Consider the following 20251-nt stretch of genomic DNA (forward strand, 5'->3'; position numbering starts at 1 on the left):
GTCACGGCTTCGGCAGTGACACCGCTTTTTTATTTGAGAGAGAAGGCAGCGAAGGTCTACGGATGCGGCAAGCTACGACGCCGTTGCGCCAATACTATGCCGCTGTGCCGGCACCCTGCATCAGCGTCTCGAACTCCTGATGCAGATGCTCACGGAAGCTCTTGATGGCGCTGGTGGGCACCGCCTTGCGGGCGACAATGCTGCCGTAGCAGCGCGTGGCGTGAAAGTCGGCGAGCTCCAGCGTGGTGCGATTGCGGCGCGCGTTCGATTCTGCGAGAGAACGCGGCATGAGCGTCAGGAAGCCCCCGGTGTCGATCATGCCGAGCAAGGTCGGCAGTGTGGCCGCCGACGCGGCATCGAACACGGCCCCCCGCTCGTCGAATGCCTGTGCGAGACGCTGGCGCAAATCGCCATAGCGAGCCAGCAGGATCAGACGGAACGGCAGCAGCATCTCGATCGTCACCTTCTGCACCTGCGTAATCGGATGCGACGCCGGTGCGATCAGCACCACCGGTTCTTCGGCAAGCGCACGGAAAACCAGATTGTCCTGCTCCCCGTCGATGGCAGCCACACCCAGATCGGCCGCGCCGTCGGAGACGGACTTGAGTACGCTTTCATACGGCATGTCCCTGAGCTGGACGCTGACGTCGGGAAAACGCTCGCAATAGGAATGAATGATCTGCGGCAGGAAGGTCGCGGCAATCATCGGCGTGGCGGCCACGACGACACGATTGCGCGCCGCTTCGGAGCGCCCGCGAAACTGCCGGAGCACGTCGTAAAGGCCGCTGAGCGCTTCGGTGGCGGCGGCCTGCAGCAGGCGCCCCTCTTCCGTTGGTTCGACGCTGCGCGTGGTGCGCACGAGCAGTTGCACGCGCAACACCGATTCGAGCTTCTTCACCCGGCTCGACGCCGTCGGCTGAGAGATGCAGAGTCGCTCGGCCGCCTTGCTGAACTGTCCCTCTTCAAGCACCACCAGGAAAGTTTCCAGCTCGGGAAGGTGAAAGCGAAACGCGGGATTGTCCATGAGATCGGCCGAGGGTGGAAATGCGTCGGACGCACGCGTGTGCGGCGCAGGCGTCACCGAAAGGCTCGGTGGCATCGCGCTAACGCGTTAGCGGCGATGTTAGCACGCAGCTCCGATGGCCGACTGCGCCGAAATGGCCTCCGCGCGTAGGGAAATACACTGAGGCTCAGGTCCGGTCTGTCACCCGCGCGCAGACCCGAAGCCGGCGACGCGGGCGGGAAAGTCGTGCTCAGGCGACAGCGTGATCCTGAGCGAGATGTGTCAGGTATCGGCCGTCGCAGAACGCGAGCGGTGCGCGATCCGCGCGAAACAGGTTCTCGACCTGGCCGAGAAACACCACGTGATCGCCGCCGGGATACGTCGCCATCTTGCGGCACTCGAGAAACGCCGCGGCGCCGCGAATGATCGGCAGGCCGCCCAGCCCCTCGTCGATCTCGACGCCTTCGAACTTGTCGTCGCCCGACTTCGCGAAGCGGTCTGACACGTGACTCTGATCGGCCGCCAGAATATTGACGACGAAGCGTTCCGTGTCGCGAAACGCCGGATGGCTGCGCGACGCCGTGGACTGACTCCACAGGATCAGCGGCGGGTCGAGCGAGACCGAGCTGAACGAGTTCGCCGTGACGCCGTAGCGCTTGCCGTCCTCGCCGATCGCGGTGATGACCGTCACGCCCGTCGTGAATGCACCGAGCGTCTTGCGCAGCGCCTTACTGTCGATGATGTTCATGTTTCCTTTCCCCGCCTTTCAAGCCATTTCCGTCGCGCCGCAATACGCGACCAGTTGTGCGATCGAGATGAGCGCGATGCCGTGATCGATAGCGAAGCGCATCAGGTCCGGGCGCCGCGCCATCGTTCCATCGTCGTTGACCACTTCGCACAGCACACCGGCATAGCCGCGTCCCGCCAGTCGCACGAGGTCGTAGGCGGCTTCGGTGTGCCCCGGCCGCTCCGTCACGCCGCCCTCGCGGGCGCGCAACGGGAAGACATGCCCCGGGCGGACAAAGTCGTCGGCTGACGACTTCGTCTGGGCGAGCGCGGTGATCGTTGCCGCCCGATCGGCGGCGGAGATTCCCGTCGAGATGCCATGACGCAGGTCGACGCTCACGGAGAAGGCCGTGCGCATCGGATCTTCATTGTTCTGCACCATCGGCGGCAATTGCAGACGATCGAGCACGCGCCCGGGCATCGCCACGCAGATCAGTCCGCTCGTATATCGCACCATGAAGGCGAGCTTCTCCGGCGTTACGGCGTCGGCCGCGATAATCAGATCCCCTTCGTTCTCCCGGCTTTCGTCGTCCAATACGAGCACGAACTCGCCTCGCTCGATGGCGTGAATCGCCGCCGGTACGTTGTCGAACGCGCCCGTCGCGCCGTGGCGACGCAGTCCGGCGGGAATCGACGGGCGCGCCTCGTTTGCCGGCGCGGGTCTCTCAATCAGTGAATGAACGTCTTGCATGGTTCTGGCCTTGCGTATCTGTCCGGAAGACCCGGCATCTTCGGCGGCACCCATTACAGCGGCACCTCGATGTCGAGCAGAATCGCGTGCTGCTGCGCGCCGTAGATGTCGGTGTCACCGATGGCGCCCGACGCGATACGGCGCGGCAACGTCGCCTTCCACGCGAGCGCCGGCGGATACTCGGTGAAACGCACCTGCTCGACGTCCACGTGATACAGCGACGCAATGCGCTCGGCGGTGATGACGCCCGTGGCACGCACGCGCTCGTACAACGCCGGGTCGTCGAACATGATGTCGAGCGTGATGTGAAACGGTCCCGCATTCTTGCTCTTGCAGGCCTTCGCGATGTCTTTGAGACGGGTCATCGTCAGACCTCCTCGTATTCGATGGGGAACATTTCGAGCGGGTCGTCCGGGAGTACGACGTGCTGCAACATGAACTCGTACACTTCGCCGCGTTCGATATCCGACGGCGAGAACGGGAACGCCATGTTGCCCTCGCGGCACATGCGACCGGCAAAGTCCGAATGCAGCAACGTCACGCGAGCGAGCGAGAGCGCCGCGTTCGCGATCTCCTGGGTCTTGCCGATCACCTCGGCGATGATCGACATCTCGACCGGCACGACACCGGACGTCGGCTCCCACGCTCCCATTACGCCGTTGCGTCCGTAGACACGAAGCACAAGCTGATAGTCGTCGGGCGAGATGCTCAGGGCAGAGACTTTCGTGCGCGTCGATTCGCGCACGAAATCGAGGAACGTGTCCATCTGCGAAATCAGGCCCGGGTCGCGCGTCGCCGCGAACGTCACGGCGCTGAATCCGACGCTGCGGGCGCCTTCGAGCTTGATCGAGTACGGTTGCGGTTCCCAGCGCATGCCCGACACGCGCACCACGCGATCGGTGACGGCTTCGATGCGGCAATGCGTCGTGTCGACGAGACCACCGGGTTCGTGACGAATCACCGGGCTCGAGGTCTCGTGCAATGCCTGAACCGCGACCGATAACGGCGTGCAACGCAGTTCCGGGTTGAGCGGTTCCGCTTCGACGTAGTCGTCGCCCACGGTCACGAGCAGGCAGTCGTGCTTCTTCGGGATCGCCGCGTTGCACGCGCATTCCAGCATCTTGCCCGCGTACCACGACGATGCCTCCGGCATACCGTGATGCATCGCCAGTGCCACCCACGGCGACGGGTCGGTGCCACGACCGCCGAGGATCACCTGCGCGCCGGCTTCCAGTGCCGCCCGATACGGCTCGGGGCCCATCATGCCGACGATGCGCTGCGCACTGTCGAGCGTTTCGGCGTCGAGCGCCGGCGCGTCGTCGAGCGCGCGGATGCGGCCTTCGGCGAGACGTCGCTTGAGATAGTCCTTCGGCTGCTCGGCATGAATCAGTGCCATCTTGAAATGCAGATCGTGCTCGCGAGCGATCTCGCGCACGATGTCCGCGCAGACCTGCAGGTGCGTCTCGCCGCCGGCGCCGCCGGCGGTGCCGACCATCATCGGTACACCGGACGCAATGGCCGCGCGCAGCAACAGCGACAGGTCCCGCTTCATGGCAAGGCGCGAGTTCAGCGTCTTGCCGGAGCCCAGGTAGTAGGGGCCCGGGTCCGAGCTGCCGCCATCCACACCGAACATGTGCGGCTTGCGTTCCATGGCCGCGCGAATCGACGCTTCCGGAAAGCCATAGCCCAGGATGCCGCTCGCCGACATCATGCGTACTGTCTTGGACGTCATTTGGACGGTATCTCCCATATCGTTCAGATCACCGGTCCATTACTGCGGCTTGCGCCAGTCGCCGGCGAGCGGCTTGCGCAGGCCGAGATGGCTGCGCAACGTGCCGCTCTCGTATTCCTTGCGGAACACGCCACGCTTTTGCAGCTCGGGGATCACCAGACGCACGATGTCTTCGTAAGTGCCCGGCACGTACGTCGCCGACAGCACGAAGCCGTCGCACGCCTTGTCGAACCATTCGATCATCTGCTCCGCGACCTGTGCGCCGGTGCCGACGAAGCACGGGCCATCGCGCAACGTGCCGCGTCCGGACGCCTCGACGAAGTCGCGGACCGACGGGTTCTTCTTGCCGCTGACCTGGACCACTTTGTCGCGCAGGCTCTGCCACGACACGGCGGCCAGCTCTTCGTCGGTGAACGGCTGATCGTAAGGACGACCCGCGAAGTCGATGTTGAGTGTCTCGCCGATCATGGTGAGGCCGTCGATCGGGCGTGAGAGCGACGCGATCAGGTCGTGCTTTTCACGAGCGTCCGCTTCGGTGTCGCCCACGATGATCTTCACTTCCGCGCAAATCTTGATCGACGCCGGATCGCGGCCGGCCGCTGCCGCGCCCGCTTTCAACGCCTGATACTGCTTGATGCCGTTCTCCAGCGTCGGGTACTTGGCGAAGACGACTTCCGCCCAGCGTGCCGCGAAGGCGAGACCGCGACCGCTCTGTCCGGCCTGCAGAATCACGGGGTGCCCCTGGGCCGAGCGCGGCACCGTGAGCGGTCCGCGGGAGTTGAAGAAGCGTCCTTCGTGGTCGAGCCGCGTCACCATCGACGGGTCGGCGAAGTAGCTCTCCTGCTTGTCCGCCACGATGGCGCCTTCGCGCCACGTATCCCAGTGACCCATCACCACTTCCATGAACTCGTCGGCGCGGTCGTAACGGGTGTCGTGTTCCAGGTGTTCATCCGCACCGAAGTTCGCGGCTTCCGAGTCGTTCATCGACGTGACGACGTTCCAGGCCACACGGCCCTTCGTCATCAGATCGAGCGTCGCGAACAGGCGCGCCACGTGATACGGCTCGTAGTAGGTGGTCGAGTAGGTGGCGCCGAGTCCGAGGCGCGACGTCACCATGCCCATCGCCATGAGCACCGACGTCGGTTCCAGTTTGACGGCGCGCACACCGTGGCGAACGGTTTCGTTATGGTTGTTGCCGTAGATGTCGGGCATGGCGAGACGGTCGTCGAAGAACGCCATGTCGAACTTGCCTTCTTCGAGCGTGCGGGCGATGCGCTGGTAGTACTCGGGCGACAGATAGTCCGTCATGCTCGACGGGTGCCGCCACGAGCCCGCGTAGTTGCTGCAATTCTGTGCCTGGAGGAAGGCGACCAGCGCCATTTGCCGCGGTGTTGCAGAAGTCATGATGTCGTTGTCCTCGTGTGGAATTGGTTCATGTGTTTCACGAGAGCAACGTTATTCCCGGCGGCCACCCAAAACAATTTAGACAGTCCGATAGATCTATAGGCATATCGAATGAATCGGGGGCGTCGGGCGCGTCGCCGATGCGTTTATGCTTGTTGCCAAGCCAGATTCGCATCGACTGTCCTCGTCGACTCACCCCGGCCAGCAGCGGGCCGCGACGCCCGCGAATGAATCCGCCATCGGTTCGCGCATTCATTCGCCGCACGGATAGATCCGGCGCGTCGCCCCCCAATCCGGCGCGCGGCGAATGCGAAATCCATGGCTACCATCTTCGGAGGAGACATTTCGTGAACGCTTCAACGCAGGCAGCCGTCCAGCACGATCCGCCCCTGGTGCAGACCCGTCACCCGAGCCCCGAATGGCTCGCTCATGCGCCCGAGCCGACGCTGGACCCGGCGCGCCGGATCATCGACCCGCATCATCACTTCTCGCATCACTGGGGGGGCTTCGGTCTCGACGATCTGTTGCGCGACACGGGTGCCGGGCACAACGTCGAAGGGACTGTCTATGTGCAGTGCGGCTGGGAATATCGGACGTCGGGCGAGGCGCGATGGATGCCGCTCGGCGAGACGGAGGCCGTGGTGGCCTGCGCCGAAGCCGCGCAGGCACGAGGTGCAAAGACCGACGTGGCCGCCGGCATCGTCGGCTACGCCGATTTGTGCGAAGGCGATGCGATCGAAGACGTGCTCGCTGCGCAAATCGACGCCGGCAAGGGTCGCTTTCGCGGCATTCGCTGTTCGGCGGCGCGTCATGACGCGTTCAAGCACGGCGTGCTGCCGCGCCCGCCGGTGGGCCTTTTTGCCGACGACGGATTCCGTGCCGGTGTGCGCCGACTCGCGACGCTGGGACTTTCATTCGATGCGTGGGTGTATCACACGCAGCTACAGGAAGTGATCGATCTCGCACGTGCCGCACCGGACACGACCATCGTGCTCGATCACATTGGCGGGCTGCTTGGCGTCGGTCCCTACGCGGGCCGTCAGCAAGCGGCCTTCGACGAGTGGTTGCCGTTGCTCGCGACGCTGGCCACCTGTCCGAATGTCGTCGTGAAGATCGGTGGTTACGGCACCGCCGTGTACGGCTTCGACTTCATCAGCCAGCCCGAGCCGCCGTCATCGCTCACGCTTGCCGAGGCATGGCGTCCGTCCGTGGAAGCGGTGATCTCGGCATTCGGTGCGCAGCGCTGCATGTTCGAGAGCAACTTCCCGGTCGATCGGGCGTCGGCCAGCTACGCGACGGTATGGAACGCATTCAAGCGTCTCGCCGCCAATGCCAGCGAGACGGAAAAGCACGATCTTTTCTATGGGACAGCGGCCCGGATCTACCGGATCGGTGACGAGGCTCGTGGCATCTGAACCGTGCACAGGCGCGCGGTGAGCGCGCCACCATAGGCATCGATACGCATCGAACACGCATTGAATACCACACCGGTTCTGCCTTGACGGCGTTTGTCGCGGCCGAATCGTTCACGTAAGCAAAGAGATACGCCATGCACAGCAATTCCGTACTGCGCCAGCCCTCGGCCAATATTGCCCAATCCCTGTCGGCGTTCGCCGTCGATCTGAATGCCGGGACGTTACCCGAGAGCGTTTGGAACAAATCCGTTCATCACATCGTCGATGCCATCGGACTGGCGTTCGCGTCGCATCATTTTCCGTTTGCCGCCCCGGGGCTTCAAGGGATTCGCGCGGCCGCCGGAAGTGGCGACGCCACGGTGATCGGCAGCGATGCGCGTCTCGCGCCGCGCGATGCCGCGTTGGCCAACGGCTACCTCATTCACGGCCTGGACTTCGACGACACGCATCCGGCGAGCATCGTGCATCCGTCGGTCGCCTGCCTGCCCACGGCAATGGCGCTGGCCGAAGCGACCAACGCGACCTGGGGCGAACTGATCGCCGCCTATGTGGCCGGCATGGAGACGGCGATTCGTCTGGGACGTGCGGTGAAGGGCGGGTTCCATCACGTAGGCTTCCACGCGACCGGCATCGTGTCGCACTTCAGTTCGGCGGTCGTCGCCGGCAAGCTGCTCGGTCTGACGGCCGACCAGATCACCTGCGCGCAAGGCATCGCTGCGAGCACGGCGTCCGGCGTGCAGGTGTTCCTCGAAGACGGCGCGTGGACCAAGCGCATGCACCCCGGTTGGGGCGCGCTCGCGGGCATCACGGCGGCGTACATGGCGCAGGCCGGATTCGCCGGTCCGAAGCGGCCGTATGAGGGTCGGTTCGGTCTGATCGATACGCACTTGCAGGCACTGGCCAGTCAGGTCGATGCGGACTCCGCCATCGACGCGCTCGGCACGACGTGGACGATGCTCGACACGTCCATCAAACCGTTCCCGGTGTGCCACTTCATTCACGGCTGTGCCGAAGCCGCACTGCAACTGCGGCGCGAACTGGGGCCCGACGCGAAGATCGAGCGCATCGTGTGCGAGTTGCCGGAAGCGACGCTGCCGATCGTGGCGGAGCCGGCCAGCGCCAAGATCGTGCCGAAGAGCGACTACGAAGGTAAATTCAGCGCGCAATTCGTCGTTGCGGCATGCTTCGTGCGCAATCGATTCACGCTGGGTGAACTCGACGACGACAGCCTGCGCGATCCGGCCATTCTGGCGCTCGCCGCGAAGACCGAATGTGTGAAGGAGGTCGATTCCAACTTCCCGACGTACTTCTCCGGCGCGGTGACGGTGACACTCGCAGATGGCCGCACGCTGCGCGCCCATGTACCGATGAATCTCGGCAGCGGCGCGCGTGCGTTGTCACTCGACGAGATCCGCGAGAAATTCCGTGGCAACGCCGGCCTGACGCTGCCGGACGCGCGCGTGAACACCGTACTCGACGCGTTGCTCTCGGCCGGACCGGACACGCCGGTGCGCGATGTGACGTGTGTGCTTGGTTGATATCGTCGAATAGAACGTTATCGCGTATTGACGCTGCGGTTCGGCACCCCGAGGCTCGGTCATCCAGCATGCCGGGCCTCTTGTCTTTGGTGCGCGCCGGCGTGATATTCGACGGGCTTGCGCGCTGCTATAGAATCTTCCACCATCGTCGGTCTGTATTGCCCGTCGAGCGCTCATCCCATCCATTGGAGATCACAGGCGAAACGTCATGGACATGCGACATCTGCGCTCCTTCGTCGCGGTCGCGGAGGAACTGAGCTTCAGCCGCGCCGCAGAGCGGCTGCATATTTCGCAACCGCCGCTCACGCAGCACATCAAAGCGCTCGAAGCGGAGATGGGCGTGCAGTTGTTCGCGCGAACGAAGCGTGAGGTCAGGCTGACGGACGCCGGCGTGGTGTTCCTGCGCGAGAGCCGGTTGCTGCTCGATCAGTTGCGCACGGCAGTCAATGCGACGGTGCGCACGGCAACGAGCGACGCCGGCACGTTACGTGTGGGCGTTGCGACGGCCGCGTTGTTCGGCGTGATGCCGACGTTTCTCACGCTGATGCGCGAAGCGTTTCCGCACGTGGTGATCTCGGTCAACGACATGCAGTCGCAGGACCAGGTGGTGGCCGTCGCGCAGGGAGCGCTCGATCTCGGCATCGTCCATGTGCGTCCCGACCGCATGAAGCTCAGTCACGTGCCGATCTTCAGCGAGTCGCTCGTGGCCGTCGTGCCCGAGCATCACTGGCTCGCCAGCAAGCCGGATTTCGCGCTTGCCGACATGGCAAACGAGCCGATGGTCGGGCTATCGCGTGAGCACGGCCCGGCCATTTTCGATGCCATCGTGGCGTGCTGTCATCGCGCCGGCTTCAGTCCGGAGATGCAACATAGCGCGCGTAATCCGTTGACCATTTTCCAGATGGTTCGCCTGGGCTTCGGGGTGTCGCTCGTGCCGCGTGCGTACGCGCACAGCGCGTTCCCCGGCGTGCGATTTCGCGAGATGCCGACGACCGCCGGTAGTGTTCGCATGGAGGCGATCTGGAGCCAGCGGCATGCCTCTGCGCTCACGCAAAAGATCGTCACGACGATACTGCCGCGATTGGCCGGCGTGCCGGTCGAGGCGGGGTGATGGGGAGTGATGGGAGTGAGCGGGCCGCTCGGTCTGTTCCTGCGACCCGCTTTCGGGCGTTGTGGCGCGTCGATGCGTCAAGCCAACTTCGCCACCTTGCCCCCGGCTCGGCCGTCGACGATCTGCACGACCGCCGGATGGTAGTTCTGACCGAAACCCGCTTCGCGCGCTTCGCACATCACGTCATAGGTGTATTGCGCGATACGCGGCTTGAAGTCGCCTTGCTCGGCGAGCTTTAGCGCCAGGCCCGCGTCCTTGATGGCGTACACGAGCGGAAACACCTTCTCCGGGAACGTGTCGGCCGCGAGCGACTTCATGCCGTGGTTGCGCAGCACGAAGCTGTCGGCCGAGCCCTTCGACAGCAGATCGAACAGCACCTGTCCGTCCAGCCCGGCACGACGTCCGATGGTGATGATTTCCGACAGCGCGTTCACCGTCATGAAGACCATCATGTTGTTGAGGATCTTCACCAACTGACCGGCGCCGACGTCACCGCAATGCAGGATGTCGCTGCCCATGCATTCCAGCATCGGGCGGATGGACTCGAACAGCGCATTGCTGCCACCGACCGTGATGAGCAACGTTCCCTTCACGGCGGCCTCGGCCGTCCGGGCGACAGGGGCGTCGGCATACGCGATGCCGTCGGCGGCGAGTGACTCGGCCAGGGCGCGTGTGCGCGTCACGTCGCTCGTGCTCATGTCGACGATCAGACGAAGCTTGTCGCCAGCCTTGCGCAGTTCTGCGCACACGGCTTCGACCTGATCGATGGACGGCAGCGAGAGAAACACGACGTCGACGGCCTGCGCAAGCGAGGCGATGCTGGTGTGTGCCGTAGCACCCGCGTCGACGAGTTTGCCGATGGCTTCCTTCGAGGTATCGAACACGTGCACCGGGTGGCCGGATTTGCGCGTGAGGTTGGCGCACATGGGGCCGCCCATCACACCGAGACCGATGAAGCCGAGGGTTTGCGTAGTAGCCAAGATTGTCTCCTGAATATCGTTGTCTGAGTTGTCGTTGACGACGAGGCCGCGAAGCGCGTGATCGGCGCGTCGCGGCCTTTCTTGTTCGTTACGTGCGGATCGCGAACGGATCGCGGACGGCGTCGGAGTAATCGATCATGACGTTCTTGGTCGTCATGTATTCGTGCAGACCGGCTTCGCCGCGCTCGCGCCCGATCCCCGATTCCTTGAAGCCGCCGAAGGGGGCTTGTGCCGCCAGTGCGCGGTAGGTGTTGACCCACACGCTGCCGGCCTGAATCGCTTTCGAGACACGCATGACACGCGAGATGTCGCGCGACCAGATGCCGGCGGCCAGGCCGTAGCGCGTGTCGTTGGCGATGGCGATGGCCTCGGCTTCCGTGTCGAAGGGGATGATCGCCAGCACCGGCCCGAAGATTTCCTCCTGTGCCAGTTCGCTGCGATTGTTGACGTCGGCGAAGATCGTCGGCTCGATGAAGTACCCCTGATCGAGGCCCGGGCCGGTGGCGCGCTTGCCGCCGCAGATGAGGCGTCCGCCGGCGTCTTTCGCGGCGTCGATGGCGGCGAGGATGCGTCGGTATTGCGGTTCGTTGGCAACGGCCCCCATCTCCGTGGCCGGATCGAGCGGATCGCCCATCCGGATGGCGCTTGCACGCGTCGCGAGCCGATCGATGACCTGGTCGTAGACACTGCGCTGCACCAGAAGGCGTGAGCCGGCGACGCACGTTTGTCCGGTGGCGCCGAAGATGCCCGCGAGCGCGCCAACGACGGCTTTGTCGAGATCGGCGTCGTCGAAGATGATGTTCGGGGACTTGCCGCCGAGTTCGAGCTTGACCGGGATCAGGCGTCTACCGGCGGCGGCGGCGATGTGACGACCGACGTTGGGGCTACCGGTGAAACTGACGAGCGAAACGCCCGGGTCGTCGACCAGTGCGCTGCCGGTTTCCGCGCCGCCGGTGACAACGTTGAAAACGCCCGGCGGGAAGCCGGCCTGTTCGACCAGCGAGGCAAATTCGAGCGTCGATGCGGAGGCGTGTTCGGACGGCTTCACGACGACGCAGTTGCCGGCCGCGAGCGCAGGCGCCAGCTTGTTCGCGAGCAGCGAGAGCGGGGAATTCCAGGCGGTGATGACGCCTACGACGCCGTAGGGCTCGAGCGACAGGTAGTCGAGCGTGTTCGGTTGATCGAGCGGGAGGTGCTGGCCAAGGAGCTTGTCGGCGTAGCCGGCGAAGTAGCGCAGGTTGCGCGCCACCCAGAGCATCTGCGGACGCGTCTCGCGCACGATCTTGCCGTTGTCGGTGCTCTCGATGGTGGAAAGATGATCGGCGTTCGCTTCGACGAGTGCGGCGAGCTTGTTCATCAGGCCGGCGCGCAGGATGCCGGGCGTGTTGCGCCAGCCTTCGTGGAAGGCCCGGCTGGCCGCGGCGACGGCGCGAGATACGTCTGTTGCGCTGGCGTCAGGGATTTCGGCCCACACGGCGCCGGTGTAGGGATTGATGCTCGGAAGCACCCGACCACCCGTCGCCTCTACCGAACGGCCGCCAATATAGAGCTGGTATCGCTTGACCACGTTGTCTCCTGTCTTCTTATAAGGATTACCCGCAAACGCGCCGCACACCGTGCAACACGCCAATGCAGGGCATCTTCAGACGAAGCCGCGCAAGCGTCCAATATCGATTTCGAAGTTCTGTTATTTGGGGGAGACATCCCCGGAAAGATGGGGCCTATCAATGAGTCGTCGGTCGGGAGGCGTTCTGGGGGTTTGGGGATATGACATCGGGATGGCGCCAGTCGCACTGACTCTGCGGCCCAACAACACACGTAGGGCGCCATAGTTGATCTCCGTCACGCAACACTCGCGGAATCTATGCCTATGGCATATCTACCTTGGTGTCCCGAACATATGGAATGTATCTCCGAGACATATCGACCAACTCGATTCGAGGGAATCTGCAGATAGCACGAACGTCAGAGCAACGTCATTCTCCATATGACTTCATGAAATCTCCTTCTTCTGGTCCACGCGTCGAAGCTGGCGCTCCAGAGTCGGAATTTCAACGGTCAGCGAACGTCCAAAACTGTCTGCCAACGCCGCCGGTAACGTGGCGTACGCTGCTCGCATCGCCTTCGCGGCTTCGCGGATCTGGTGATACTCGTTTGGCCTTACATGGGACGGTAATTCATTGAGCTGCGTCAGAAAGTTAATGGGATCGCCTGGGCCAGGTTTTCCGGTCGGCTTGTACTTAACCGCGTAGCGCTTCACCATCGCGGTCAGACAATTGGACCGCTGCCTGATGTAGGCATCTTCCAGCAAGACTTCGGCACCGACAAAGTCGACGACGAGCTGCGGAGTGGCGATGACATTGGTGGTGAGGTTGCCGGTGATTGATCCGTCTGTCACTGAGCACCCGACCAGGATTTCGAAATTACCATCGACGCCGGCAGCGGAGATGTCGATGCCGTTAGGCTTCACTTCGAAGTGCACCTTGAACGACTTTGTCGTCGATATTGGCGTGCGTCCAATGAACCCGTCTACGTTGACAGTGAGTGGGAGGTCGCCCACTCCTGATACGGCCGTACCGTTAATCGTCCATGTCATTGCGGGTGTTCGGTAGCGATGTGTCTGTACTCGCACCTGGGCGGTTTCTGCTATCGAATACAGGCGCCATTGATAGTCTCGATCCTGGATGCAGCACTCAGGCAACTCCGGAGAGCAAGCCGCACTGTCTGAAGCGTCCGGCCTAAACGTCCCTTCGGCGATGACGTTCCGCGATGATTCGCTGATCTTCGCAGTGAGCCTTGCCTCGTAATCATTGTCGATCGGAATGACCATCGCCCCATGGCGGTTGGACCAGTATGACTGGACCATCACACCATTAACAAAGGCGACTTGCCACGTGGAACCTCCGTCAGAAAAGCAGGTGTCGGCTATTTCTGTGTTAGAGCCGATTACGGGATTCCATCGCCAGGCATCACTCTCGGGGTCGGTCAGGATCTCGACCAGTTCGTGCCCCAGGGTTCTCATCGTTTCCTCAGGATCCGTTGGCTCCGGACGAACCCATCCTGCCCAGTAACGGTCAGTGTCAAAGGGGAAATCCCAGTCATAGTCGCTCTTGTGAGCGCCGAGTATCTTTGAGTCTATGACAGTGAAGCCGTCGGGCATTAAGACGATGAATGCGAAGCGGGGACCATCGTCCGGATCGGGGAACACACCGTCGTCGAGCAAGTCGTCGACGAGATCAAGAACGCTCCGGGTGGTATCGGTCGACTTTAATCGTGTCGGCGGCGCGGGCTTGGTAACAATCGTCGATCCACGCCAAACTGGTGCATGCACGACGCCGTACTGCACGAGCTCCGTGAAATAGGGACTAGCCAGAAGGCTTTGAGCGCGCTGTTCAATAAGCGTTTTTCTCTGCGCACCAGTCTGGGTAGTCCACCACGCGCCCCAAAAGATCAACTGCAGCGGGCTTCCGCCTGCGGCGCCCGCAATAGGGCCGTTTGAATACTGGAGCGTGGCACCACCGACAGTATTGTCACTAAAAATCAACAAAGGCACGTTCGGTTTTGACCAGACACCTTGTCTGGTGTGCTCGTCCCGCTGGTAGGTCACCACCGGAAGCGTGAGAAGGTCGCCGAGATTGAAGCGAGACACCACAGTGCGTCCGACAGTCATGACTTGCTCCGTTTCTCAGAGGAATGCGGGGCGCCACGGGAAGTGGTGCAGCGAGGAGCGGCCAACTTGCGAAACGATTGGCCAAAAGTGTCGCAGTTCTTATTGTTTGCCGGACGCGACGCGCTTGATCAAATCTAGCTGATTGTCGCTAGTTTTCAAGGCAAATTCGCGGGAACGGGACAGCGTGATCATCCTTTGTCGGCTCTGCTGACCAAACCATGTCGCTCGTTTCCCCAGAGTCCGGGATGGGTTGACCACTGCACATCATTCAATGCATCTCACCCGATGCATCGCAAAATCTCACGTTAGGCCTGCCGCTACCCACCAAAAGAAAAGACCCATAAGTTTTTCAACTTATGGGTCCCCTTTTCTCAGGTTATGCGTCTATCTACACATACTGTAGCGGGAGTCATAAGGTGAGATTTTCTGCCCCTCCGGACAAGGCTCTTCGGGTGGTGGGATGCATCTGATGAGATTTTGGGAAGCATTGCGTGAGATTCTTTGACTCATAGCAGCGTCCGGCCAGTCAACGAGTACCTTCCTGACCAACTTCACCCATCATCATTGCCCATAAGGGGCCTGCCTGCCAAGCAATAGAAAGAAGCGAATTCTCCTACAGGAATCCAGCTCGGCGCGGCAACCCGAAGGAACTCGCTCAGGAATCTCCTGAAGCGCTGGGCCTGAGAGATTTGTGGTGTGGATTTCGCGGCTGTGCCGTTCTGGCAGTATTCATAAGGCGTTTCCCACTGCCCAATTGGCGACTAAGTCCACGCAACGTGATACGCCGGCTCCTCCTGGCGAGAAGTGACAAATTGTGCCCACTCCGTGCTCGTGAAGGAACGCGTCAGCGTCTAAGTGCGGAACATCCGCCCTCGCTGGTAGTAGAAGCGCGCACAAAGACGGCTTCTGGTGTCTGACCCGCAAGGAGTCGTGGTAAATGTGAGCCGACTCCATGGCCTCGAGTACGTTGTCCCTTTTACTTCGAAATTTCGCATCGAGCACAAGGAAATCCAACCTACTCGCACTTCGGACGACGATGACGATATCCGGAATGCGGAAGCGCGAGAGGCTCCAACCGACACGATTGGATGGTGGCCCGCCAGCCGTGAAGTTTGCCTGGAAGTGTGCCTCGATTCGAATCCCGTTACCCAACACGAGTTCGTAGGATTCGGCGGCACTTACGACGCCGTGGCTGATAGCCGTCCAGCCGGAGTGGTCAAACCTCTCTGCAAGCTTCGAGAGAATATGGACGAAACACCATGTTTCATATACCCCCCAAGTCGGACTGACGTACAAATGGTCTTGGTAAGTTCCGCCTTCCACGCCACGAATCAGGGCCCGGGTGCCGCGCCTGAAGGCACTACTGTAGGCCGGTTGTGCGGAAATCTGCGTCAGACTTGCTGCAGACGTCTCCAATCGCGACACGCTGCGGAACGGTTCTCTGGTTAGTAGAGCCTTCGTCTCAGTCACAAGACTGCGAAGGAAATGCTCTCGTCTTGGACGTCGAGCTTTCTGCTCCTCTTGGTCCCCGCCGAGCTGACCTTGTCCTACGGCGTCGAGCAACACCGACGCCTGCGCTGCCAATCTCGTCACCAGCGCCTTTAGCGCACGATTGGAGGGCGTGTCAAACGTCGGCATGGCCGTCGACGTCGCGACGTGCAGCAAATCAAGCGGCATAGACTCCGCTGTAAGTCCCGCGACAGCAGCGGCTATCAATGGTTCACGCAGAGCACGTGGATGAAGGCGCTTAACGCGCGCGAGTGAAACCCGGCGTTCCGCTTGGAGCAGAGACCTGTGTGGTGCACGGCATATTTTCTGGACTTCATGCACGAACGCCCGAGCATGAAGCTGCAGTCTAGCCAATCGGACGAGATTTTCAAGCGTGCTGCGTCCCGCGTCATCGCCAAACTCCTTAGCTGCACTTGAACTTCCTAGTAGGAGAGTCGCACGAAATCTCTGAATCTCATCAACCATTTCGTCAAACTGCTCGTCGGCCACCTTTTCAGTTGATGGTCCGACGAATGCGAAATACACGTCCTCGCTTGCTGCCGAGGAAGCCACGACAATCTGCACACGGCCGGCAAAGAAGGATGCCGTCCACTCATATCGACCATCATCGCCCTGTCGAACTTCCACATCGTCGACAAATACTCGCGCGTGGTCGCCCCCTTCAACCTCGAAGCGGCACTTCTCGCCTTCCCGTAGGCCATAGATGGTGTCGCCCGCTCGGTACGTTGTGGAGGTGTCGTCTTCGCAAGGCAAATTGACGACTAACTTTGGTCCAGTACTCCGCTGTTTGACTAACGTCATCGCCAGAATCTCGCTGTCCCAGTTTCCTTAAGGTCAGCAATTAGTGTCGAAATTTTTTCAGCTGACCGCATGAGCTCACGCTTGACCAGGGCCGCATGGGTAGAACTAAGGGCGAGATGAAACCGCTCTGTACTCTCGCCGCGCAGCTTGGGAAGTATTTTCGCGTAGACAACCGCGTCAAGCGCGCTGGTTGCTGTGTCGCCCGCGTCCATGGCCAGTCGCAGGTATCTCAAAACATCTTCTATCGTTCGCCACCCAAAGTGAAGTCTGACCGGCGCGAGTGCCTTACTCAAATCCGCAAGCAGACTTTTCGCAGATGTCTGTAAATCGGGCGATAGCTGGAATTTGTCCCATCCGGGAAAATCTTCGACGCTGACGTTCCAAAATTCAAGCGTGAATGCGCGGTCGAGTACCTTGTCCGATAGCCCATGGGTAGTTTCGTCCATATTAAGTGTTCCTATGATGGCGAGATTAGACGGGTACTGGACTCGACGCGGAACCTCGGTTACGCCCTCCGGCAGCTCGTGCAGGTCAATCCAGCCACGGGTCTCCATTGCCGACAACAGCGGCGCTAGATACTGCTCCGGATGTGACAGGTTCATTTCGTCGAGGATGATGACGTATGGGCGCTCGGGGTCACGCGCTGCGCGCAGCATTAGTTCGAGAAACGGCGCCGAGCAGTATTGCTGACCTAACGGACTGACGTAACCGAAAAGAGGCGTTGGGTCGAACCAGCCGGGTTGTACGGGAACGATGCGCACACGTTCTGATTGACCATCCTCGGCTCGGCAAGCAGCAAGGCCATAGTTCCAGGCGAGTTGCGTCTTTCCAGACCCGGATATACCGGTTAACACCGCGAAGTGGCGGACAGGATGTGACCACAATCCAACGTGCAGTTGCCGAACTAAATCTATCGGCAAAAGCAGTTTTCCTTGATTGACGAGTTCGAGGCTCTGTATGACCTCGGCAAAACTAGGTGCTTCGGCCGTCGCGCTAGCTGTGTCGAGAGGTGCTTCGGCCGTCGCGCTAACTGTGTCGAGAGGTGGTTGTGCTGGCGCGTCGACGATTTTTATTATTTCAGGGGACCACGTGATTTTGTTCGCCCAAGTTCTTCCACGGTCCGTAAGAGAACATTTGCGAGCATGGCTCTGCTGAATGACCTCAAGACTCGTTAGCCATGCAATTATTGAGCGTGGCATGAAATCTGACGTCCAACCGGGGTTCACCCTCATCAGGGTCTCTGTGATGTCCACCAGAGCGCGAGGTCCACCCTCGAGAGCCTTTATGACGTGGTCGACACCAAGAATCTTGGTTAGCAAATGGTCAGCGAATTCGTCCGGGTCCCTGGTCTCCAAGAGGTTGAGGCCGCGAGCGTTCAGGCGATACATGTCACCGTCTCGGACGCACAGGTCGAACTCCCTGGCGACCGTATTGATAACCGTACCAAGACTATTTTCCGAAAGGGCGGGGTTGCTTCGTCGCACTTCGTCGACAAACTCTTCTCGGGTCAGACCGTCCTGCAGTACCTGCACGAATTCCAGAAGTGTTCCGAAATTGCCCTTGATGGCCGTCAGCCCTTTCCGCCTCAGAGACGCCGGTAATGGATTTAGCACGTCCGTGGAAGGAGCTATCTGGTTTGTAGAGGATGGTTCGGCAACCGAAGCAGGCTCGTCCACAATGTGTTCATAAAGAAACCACGGCAACGATAGTCTGTCTAGTTCACCCGTTGAACTCTCAGGGACGACAGGTCCAAGAAGGGCGTCAAGGCGGCGCTTAATCGCGATATGTGCGTGGACGGGATGGTCGCTTGCGAGGCCTCCCAACGCTCGATGGAGGAACTTGAGTTTGCCAACGTCCGCTAGGGTTGTGAAATATTGTGGGAATCTTGCGCACATCACTCGATTGAGTTTCAGGCGTGCGACGCGTCCGCACCTTTCCCCGAGTCGACGCACGAGTTCTTTATAGAGAACTGTTAGCTGCGCCTCTGCCTGCGCCGCGTTTTCTGGCAAAGGCTCGGTGAATGCTTCGCTGAACCATTTGCGGAACTCCGGGTCATCGAGCGCGGGGCCCACTTTCACACTCCCCATTCCCGTGGAAGACACCGACTCGTCGCTCCACAACTCTTCAAGGAATTCGCGGTTTTCAAAGTCGGCGCGCGTTGCGGCCCTCATTCGGTCCAAGTGAGCCCTGAGTCCCGGATACCATGACTTCGCCGCAGCGGTTGCTGCGGGCATCGAGGCTGTGACGGCTTCGGCCAACGCGGTATCGGAAGTCAGGTCGAGATTTTTATCTTTCACTTGAGTGGGATTCTGTTTAAATGTGTTGTCAATTGTCCGTGTCATCAATAGATGATGCGGGTTAGGTGGCGAACGATGCTATCTGATTGTAGCGGTCAACCCATCCCGGACACTGCGTTAAGTTTTTCTTCTGCCGACGTCACCCCCGATTTGAGTAGCGCGACGATTTAGAGTCCAATCACGTAGTCAGGAGATTGGACATGAAGAAGAGATTCACCGACGAGCAAATCATCGGCTTCCTGAGGGAAGCCGAGACGGGCATACCGGTCAAGGAACTATGCCGTCAGCACGACTTCTCAGAGGCCAGCTATTACCTATGGCGCAGTAAGTTCGGCTGCATGAATGTCTCTGACGCGAAGCGGCTGAAGGATCTGGAGACCGAAAACGCTCGGTTGAAGAAACTGCTAGCGGAATCGCTGCTGGAGAATGAGGTGACGCGCGAGGCGTTGCGAAAGAAGTGGTGAGCGCACCGTCCCGCCGAGAGCTGGTGCGCCATATGACCGATAGTGGCTTAAGCGAGCGCCGAGCCCTGCGGGTAATCGGCATGAGCGCCAGCGCCTACCGTTATCAACCGGCGCCGGATCGCAATCAGGCCCTGCGGGCGCAGATCGTCGCCTTGGCTCAGCGGCATCGTCGCTATGGCTCGGGCATGATCTATCTGAAGTTGCGGCAGTCAGGCGTGACAGTCAACCACAAGCGGGTTGAGCGGCTGTATGCCGAAGAAAAGTTGCAAGTGCCTCGTCGCAAGCGCAAGAAGGTGCCGGTATCGGATCGTCAGCCGCTGGGGCGGCCGTCGGCGGCGAATCAGGCTTGGTCGATGGATTTTGTGTTCGACCGAACGGCGGAGGGCCGTGTCATCAAGAGCCTGACGGTGGTCGATGACGCCACGCATGAGGCCGTGGCCATTGTGCCGGAGCGAGCGATTGGCGGCCTGGCGCTAACGCGCATTCTGGATCGTGTGGCGTTGCATCGAGGTTTGCCACAAGCGATCCGTACCGATAACGGCAAGGAATTTTGCGGTCGTGCGATGCTGAGCTGGGCACACGGGCGAGGCGTCAAACTGTTCCTGATCGAGCCGGGCAAACCCAACCAGAATGCCTACATCGAATCGTTTAACGGACGCTTCCGGGATAAATGCCTGAACGAACACTGGTTCACCAGCCTGCCGCACGCCAAGGTGGTGATCGAGGCATGGCGACGGGAGTACAACGAGGAGCGACCGAAGAAGTCACTGGGCGGATTAACGCCGGCATCCTACGCCCGAAAACTGGCAGGAATGCAGTTACATTAACCCTCGGACTCTAAAGCTCAGTG

15 protein-coding genes are annotated in these 20251 nt (G+C 61.1%); 4 read left to right on the forward strand and 11 right to left on the reverse strand.

Annotation, left to right across the window (positions count from 1 at the left end; translation table 11 throughout):
* Nucleotides 1–94: 94 nt before the first annotated feature.
* From ABWO90_RS12850 to ABWO90_RS12875, 6 genes are all read right to left on the reverse strand, one after another.
* Nucleotides 95–1099 (reverse strand): LysR family transcriptional regulator, encoded by a 1005-nt coding sequence (locus tag ABWO90_RS12850; protein ID WP_353191624.1) that lies wholly within the window; start codon nucleotides 1097–1099, stop codon nucleotides 95–97.
* A 154-nt stretch (nucleotides 1100–1253) separates the two neighbouring features.
* Nucleotides 1254–1751, reverse strand: a complete 498-nt coding sequence (locus ABWO90_RS12855; protein WP_353191625.1) for a flavin reductase family protein — start codon at nucleotides 1749–1751, stop codon at nucleotides 1254–1256.
* An 18-nt stretch (nucleotides 1752–1769) separates the two neighbouring features.
* Entirely contained in the window at nucleotides 1770–2480 is a 711-nt protein-coding gene (gene ribB, locus ABWO90_RS12860) for a 3,4-dihydroxy-2-butanone-4-phosphate synthase (protein WP_353191626.1), read from the reverse strand.
* A gap of 53 nt (nucleotides 2481–2533) precedes the next feature.
* Nucleotides 2534–2845: a DUF4387 domain-containing protein gene (locus ABWO90_RS12865; protein ID WP_353191627.1), complete on the reverse strand. Its 312-nt coding sequence runs from the start codon at nucleotides 2843–2845 to the stop codon at nucleotides 2534–2536.
* 2 nt (nucleotides 2846–2847) lie between these two features.
* Nucleotides 2848–4212, reverse strand: a complete 1365-nt coding sequence (locus ABWO90_RS12870) for an acyclic terpene utilization AtuA family protein (RefSeq protein WP_353191628.1) — start codon at nucleotides 4210–4212, stop codon at nucleotides 2848–2850.
* Between the two features lie 39 nt (nucleotides 4213–4251).
* Nucleotides 4252–5616, reverse strand: a complete 1365-nt coding sequence (locus tag ABWO90_RS12875) for an LLM class flavin-dependent oxidoreductase (RefSeq protein ID WP_353191629.1) — start codon at nucleotides 5614–5616, stop codon at nucleotides 4252–4254.
* Nucleotides 5617–5963: 347 nt separating this feature from the next.
* Here ABWO90_RS12875 and ABWO90_RS12880 point away from each other — a divergent pair, with 347 nt between their 5' ends.
* From ABWO90_RS12880 to ABWO90_RS12890, 3 genes are all read left to right on the forward strand, one after another.
* Complete coding sequence (locus ABWO90_RS12880; protein ID WP_353191630.1) at nucleotides 5964–7031, forward strand: amidohydrolase family protein; 1068 nt, start codon at nucleotides 5964–5966, stop codon at nucleotides 7029–7031.
* Between the two features lie 134 nt (nucleotides 7032–7165).
* Complete coding sequence (locus ABWO90_RS12885; RefSeq protein ID WP_353191631.1) at nucleotides 7166–8569, forward strand: MmgE/PrpD family protein; 1404 nt, start codon at nucleotides 7166–7168, stop codon at nucleotides 8567–8569.
* Between the two features lie 208 nt (nucleotides 8570–8777).
* Complete coding sequence (locus ABWO90_RS12890) at nucleotides 8778–9680, forward strand: LysR family transcriptional regulator (RefSeq protein ID WP_353191632.1); 903 nt, start codon at nucleotides 8778–8780, stop codon at nucleotides 9678–9680.
* Between the two features lie 77 nt (nucleotides 9681–9757).
* Here the strand turns inward: ABWO90_RS12890 and ABWO90_RS12895 are convergent, their stop codons facing one another.
* The 5 genes from ABWO90_RS12895 to ABWO90_RS12915 all read right to left on the reverse strand — a co-directional run bounded on the left by ABWO90_RS12895 (nucleotide 9758) and on the right by ABWO90_RS12915 (nucleotide 18937).
* Nucleotides 9758–10663 (reverse strand): NAD(P)-dependent oxidoreductase, encoded by a 906-nt coding sequence (locus tag ABWO90_RS12895; protein WP_502922604.1) that lies wholly within the window; start codon nucleotides 10661–10663, stop codon nucleotides 9758–9760.
* An 85-nt stretch (nucleotides 10664–10748) separates the two neighbouring features.
* Complete coding sequence (locus ABWO90_RS12900; RefSeq protein ID WP_353191634.1) at nucleotides 10749–12227, reverse strand: aldehyde dehydrogenase; 1479 nt, start codon at nucleotides 12225–12227, stop codon at nucleotides 10749–10751.
* Between the two features lie 426 nt (nucleotides 12228–12653).
* Entirely contained in the window at nucleotides 12654–14330 is a 1677-nt protein-coding gene (locus ABWO90_RS12905) for a hypothetical protein (protein ID WP_353191635.1), read from the reverse strand.
* Between the two features lie 729 nt (nucleotides 14331–15059).
* Nucleotides 15060–16640 (reverse strand): DUF2357 domain-containing protein, encoded by a 1581-nt coding sequence (locus ABWO90_RS12910; protein ID WP_353191636.1) that lies wholly within the window; start codon nucleotides 16638–16640, stop codon nucleotides 15060–15062.
* Entirely contained in the window at nucleotides 16637–18937 is a 2301-nt protein-coding gene (locus ABWO90_RS12915) for an McrB family protein (protein WP_353191637.1), read from the reverse strand. The genes ABWO90_RS12910 and ABWO90_RS12915 overlap by 4 nt, the downstream gene beginning before the upstream one ends.
* A gap of 200 nt (nucleotides 18938–19137) precedes the next feature.
* Between ABWO90_RS12915 and ABWO90_RS12920 the strand changes: the two genes are divergently transcribed.
* Nucleotides 19138–20228, forward strand: a protein-coding gene (locus tag ABWO90_RS12920) for an IS3 family transposase (protein ID WP_353191638.1) whose coding sequence is annotated in 2 segments (ribosomal slippage) — nucleotides 19138–19396 and nucleotides 19396–20228 — 1092 coding nt in all. Because the reading frame shifts where the segments join, the coding sequence is not laid out codon by codon here.
* The last annotated feature ends 23 nt before the right edge of the window (nucleotides 20229–20251 follow it).

This window comes from Pandoraea pnomenusa (genome assembly GCF_040391475.1).
Classification (GTDB): domain Bacteria; phylum Pseudomonadota; class Gammaproteobacteria; order Burkholderiales; family Burkholderiaceae; genus Pandoraea; species Pandoraea pnomenusa_C.

What these genes read in the sequence shown, in the direction of transcription:
- ABWO90_RS12850 (WP_353191624.1), bottom strand. Translation starts at nt 1,099, where the DNA reads ATGCCACCGAGCCTTTCGGTGACGCCTGCGCCGCACACGCGTGCGTCC.
- ABWO90_RS12855 (WP_353191625.1), bottom strand. Translation starts at nt 1,751, where the DNA reads ATGAACATCATCGACAGTAAGGCGCTGCGCAAGACGCTCGGTGCATTC.
- ribB (WP_353191626.1), bottom strand. Translation starts at nt 2,480, where the DNA reads ATGCAAGACGTTCATTCACTGATTGAGAGACCCGCGCCGGCAAACGAG.
- ABWO90_RS12865 (WP_353191627.1), bottom strand. Translation starts at nt 2,845, where the DNA reads ATGACCCGTCTCAAAGACATCGCGAAGGCCTGCAAGAGCAAGAATGCG.
- ABWO90_RS12870 (WP_353191628.1), bottom strand. Translation starts at nt 4,212, where the DNA reads ATGACGTCCAAGACAGTACGCATGATGTCGGCGAGCGGCATCCTGGGC.
- ABWO90_RS12875 (WP_353191629.1), bottom strand. Translation starts at nt 5,616, where the DNA reads ATGACTTCTGCAACACCGCGGCAAATGGCGCTGGTCGCCTTCCTCCAG.
- ABWO90_RS12885 (WP_353191631.1), top strand. Translation starts at nt 7,166, where the DNA reads ATGCACAGCAATTCCGTACTGCGCCAGCCCTCGGCCAATATTGCCCAA.
- ABWO90_RS12890 (WP_353191632.1), top strand. Translation starts at nt 8,778, where the DNA reads ATGGACATGCGACATCTGCGCTCCTTCGTCGCGGTCGCGGAGGAACTG.
- ABWO90_RS12905 (WP_353191635.1), bottom strand. Translation starts at nt 14,330, where the DNA reads ATGACTGTCGGACGCACTGTGGTGTCTCGCTTCAATCTCGGCGACCTT.
- ABWO90_RS12910 (WP_353191636.1), bottom strand. Translation starts at nt 16,640, where the DNA reads ATGACGTTAGTCAAACAGCGGAGTACTGGACCAAAGTTAGTCGTCAAT.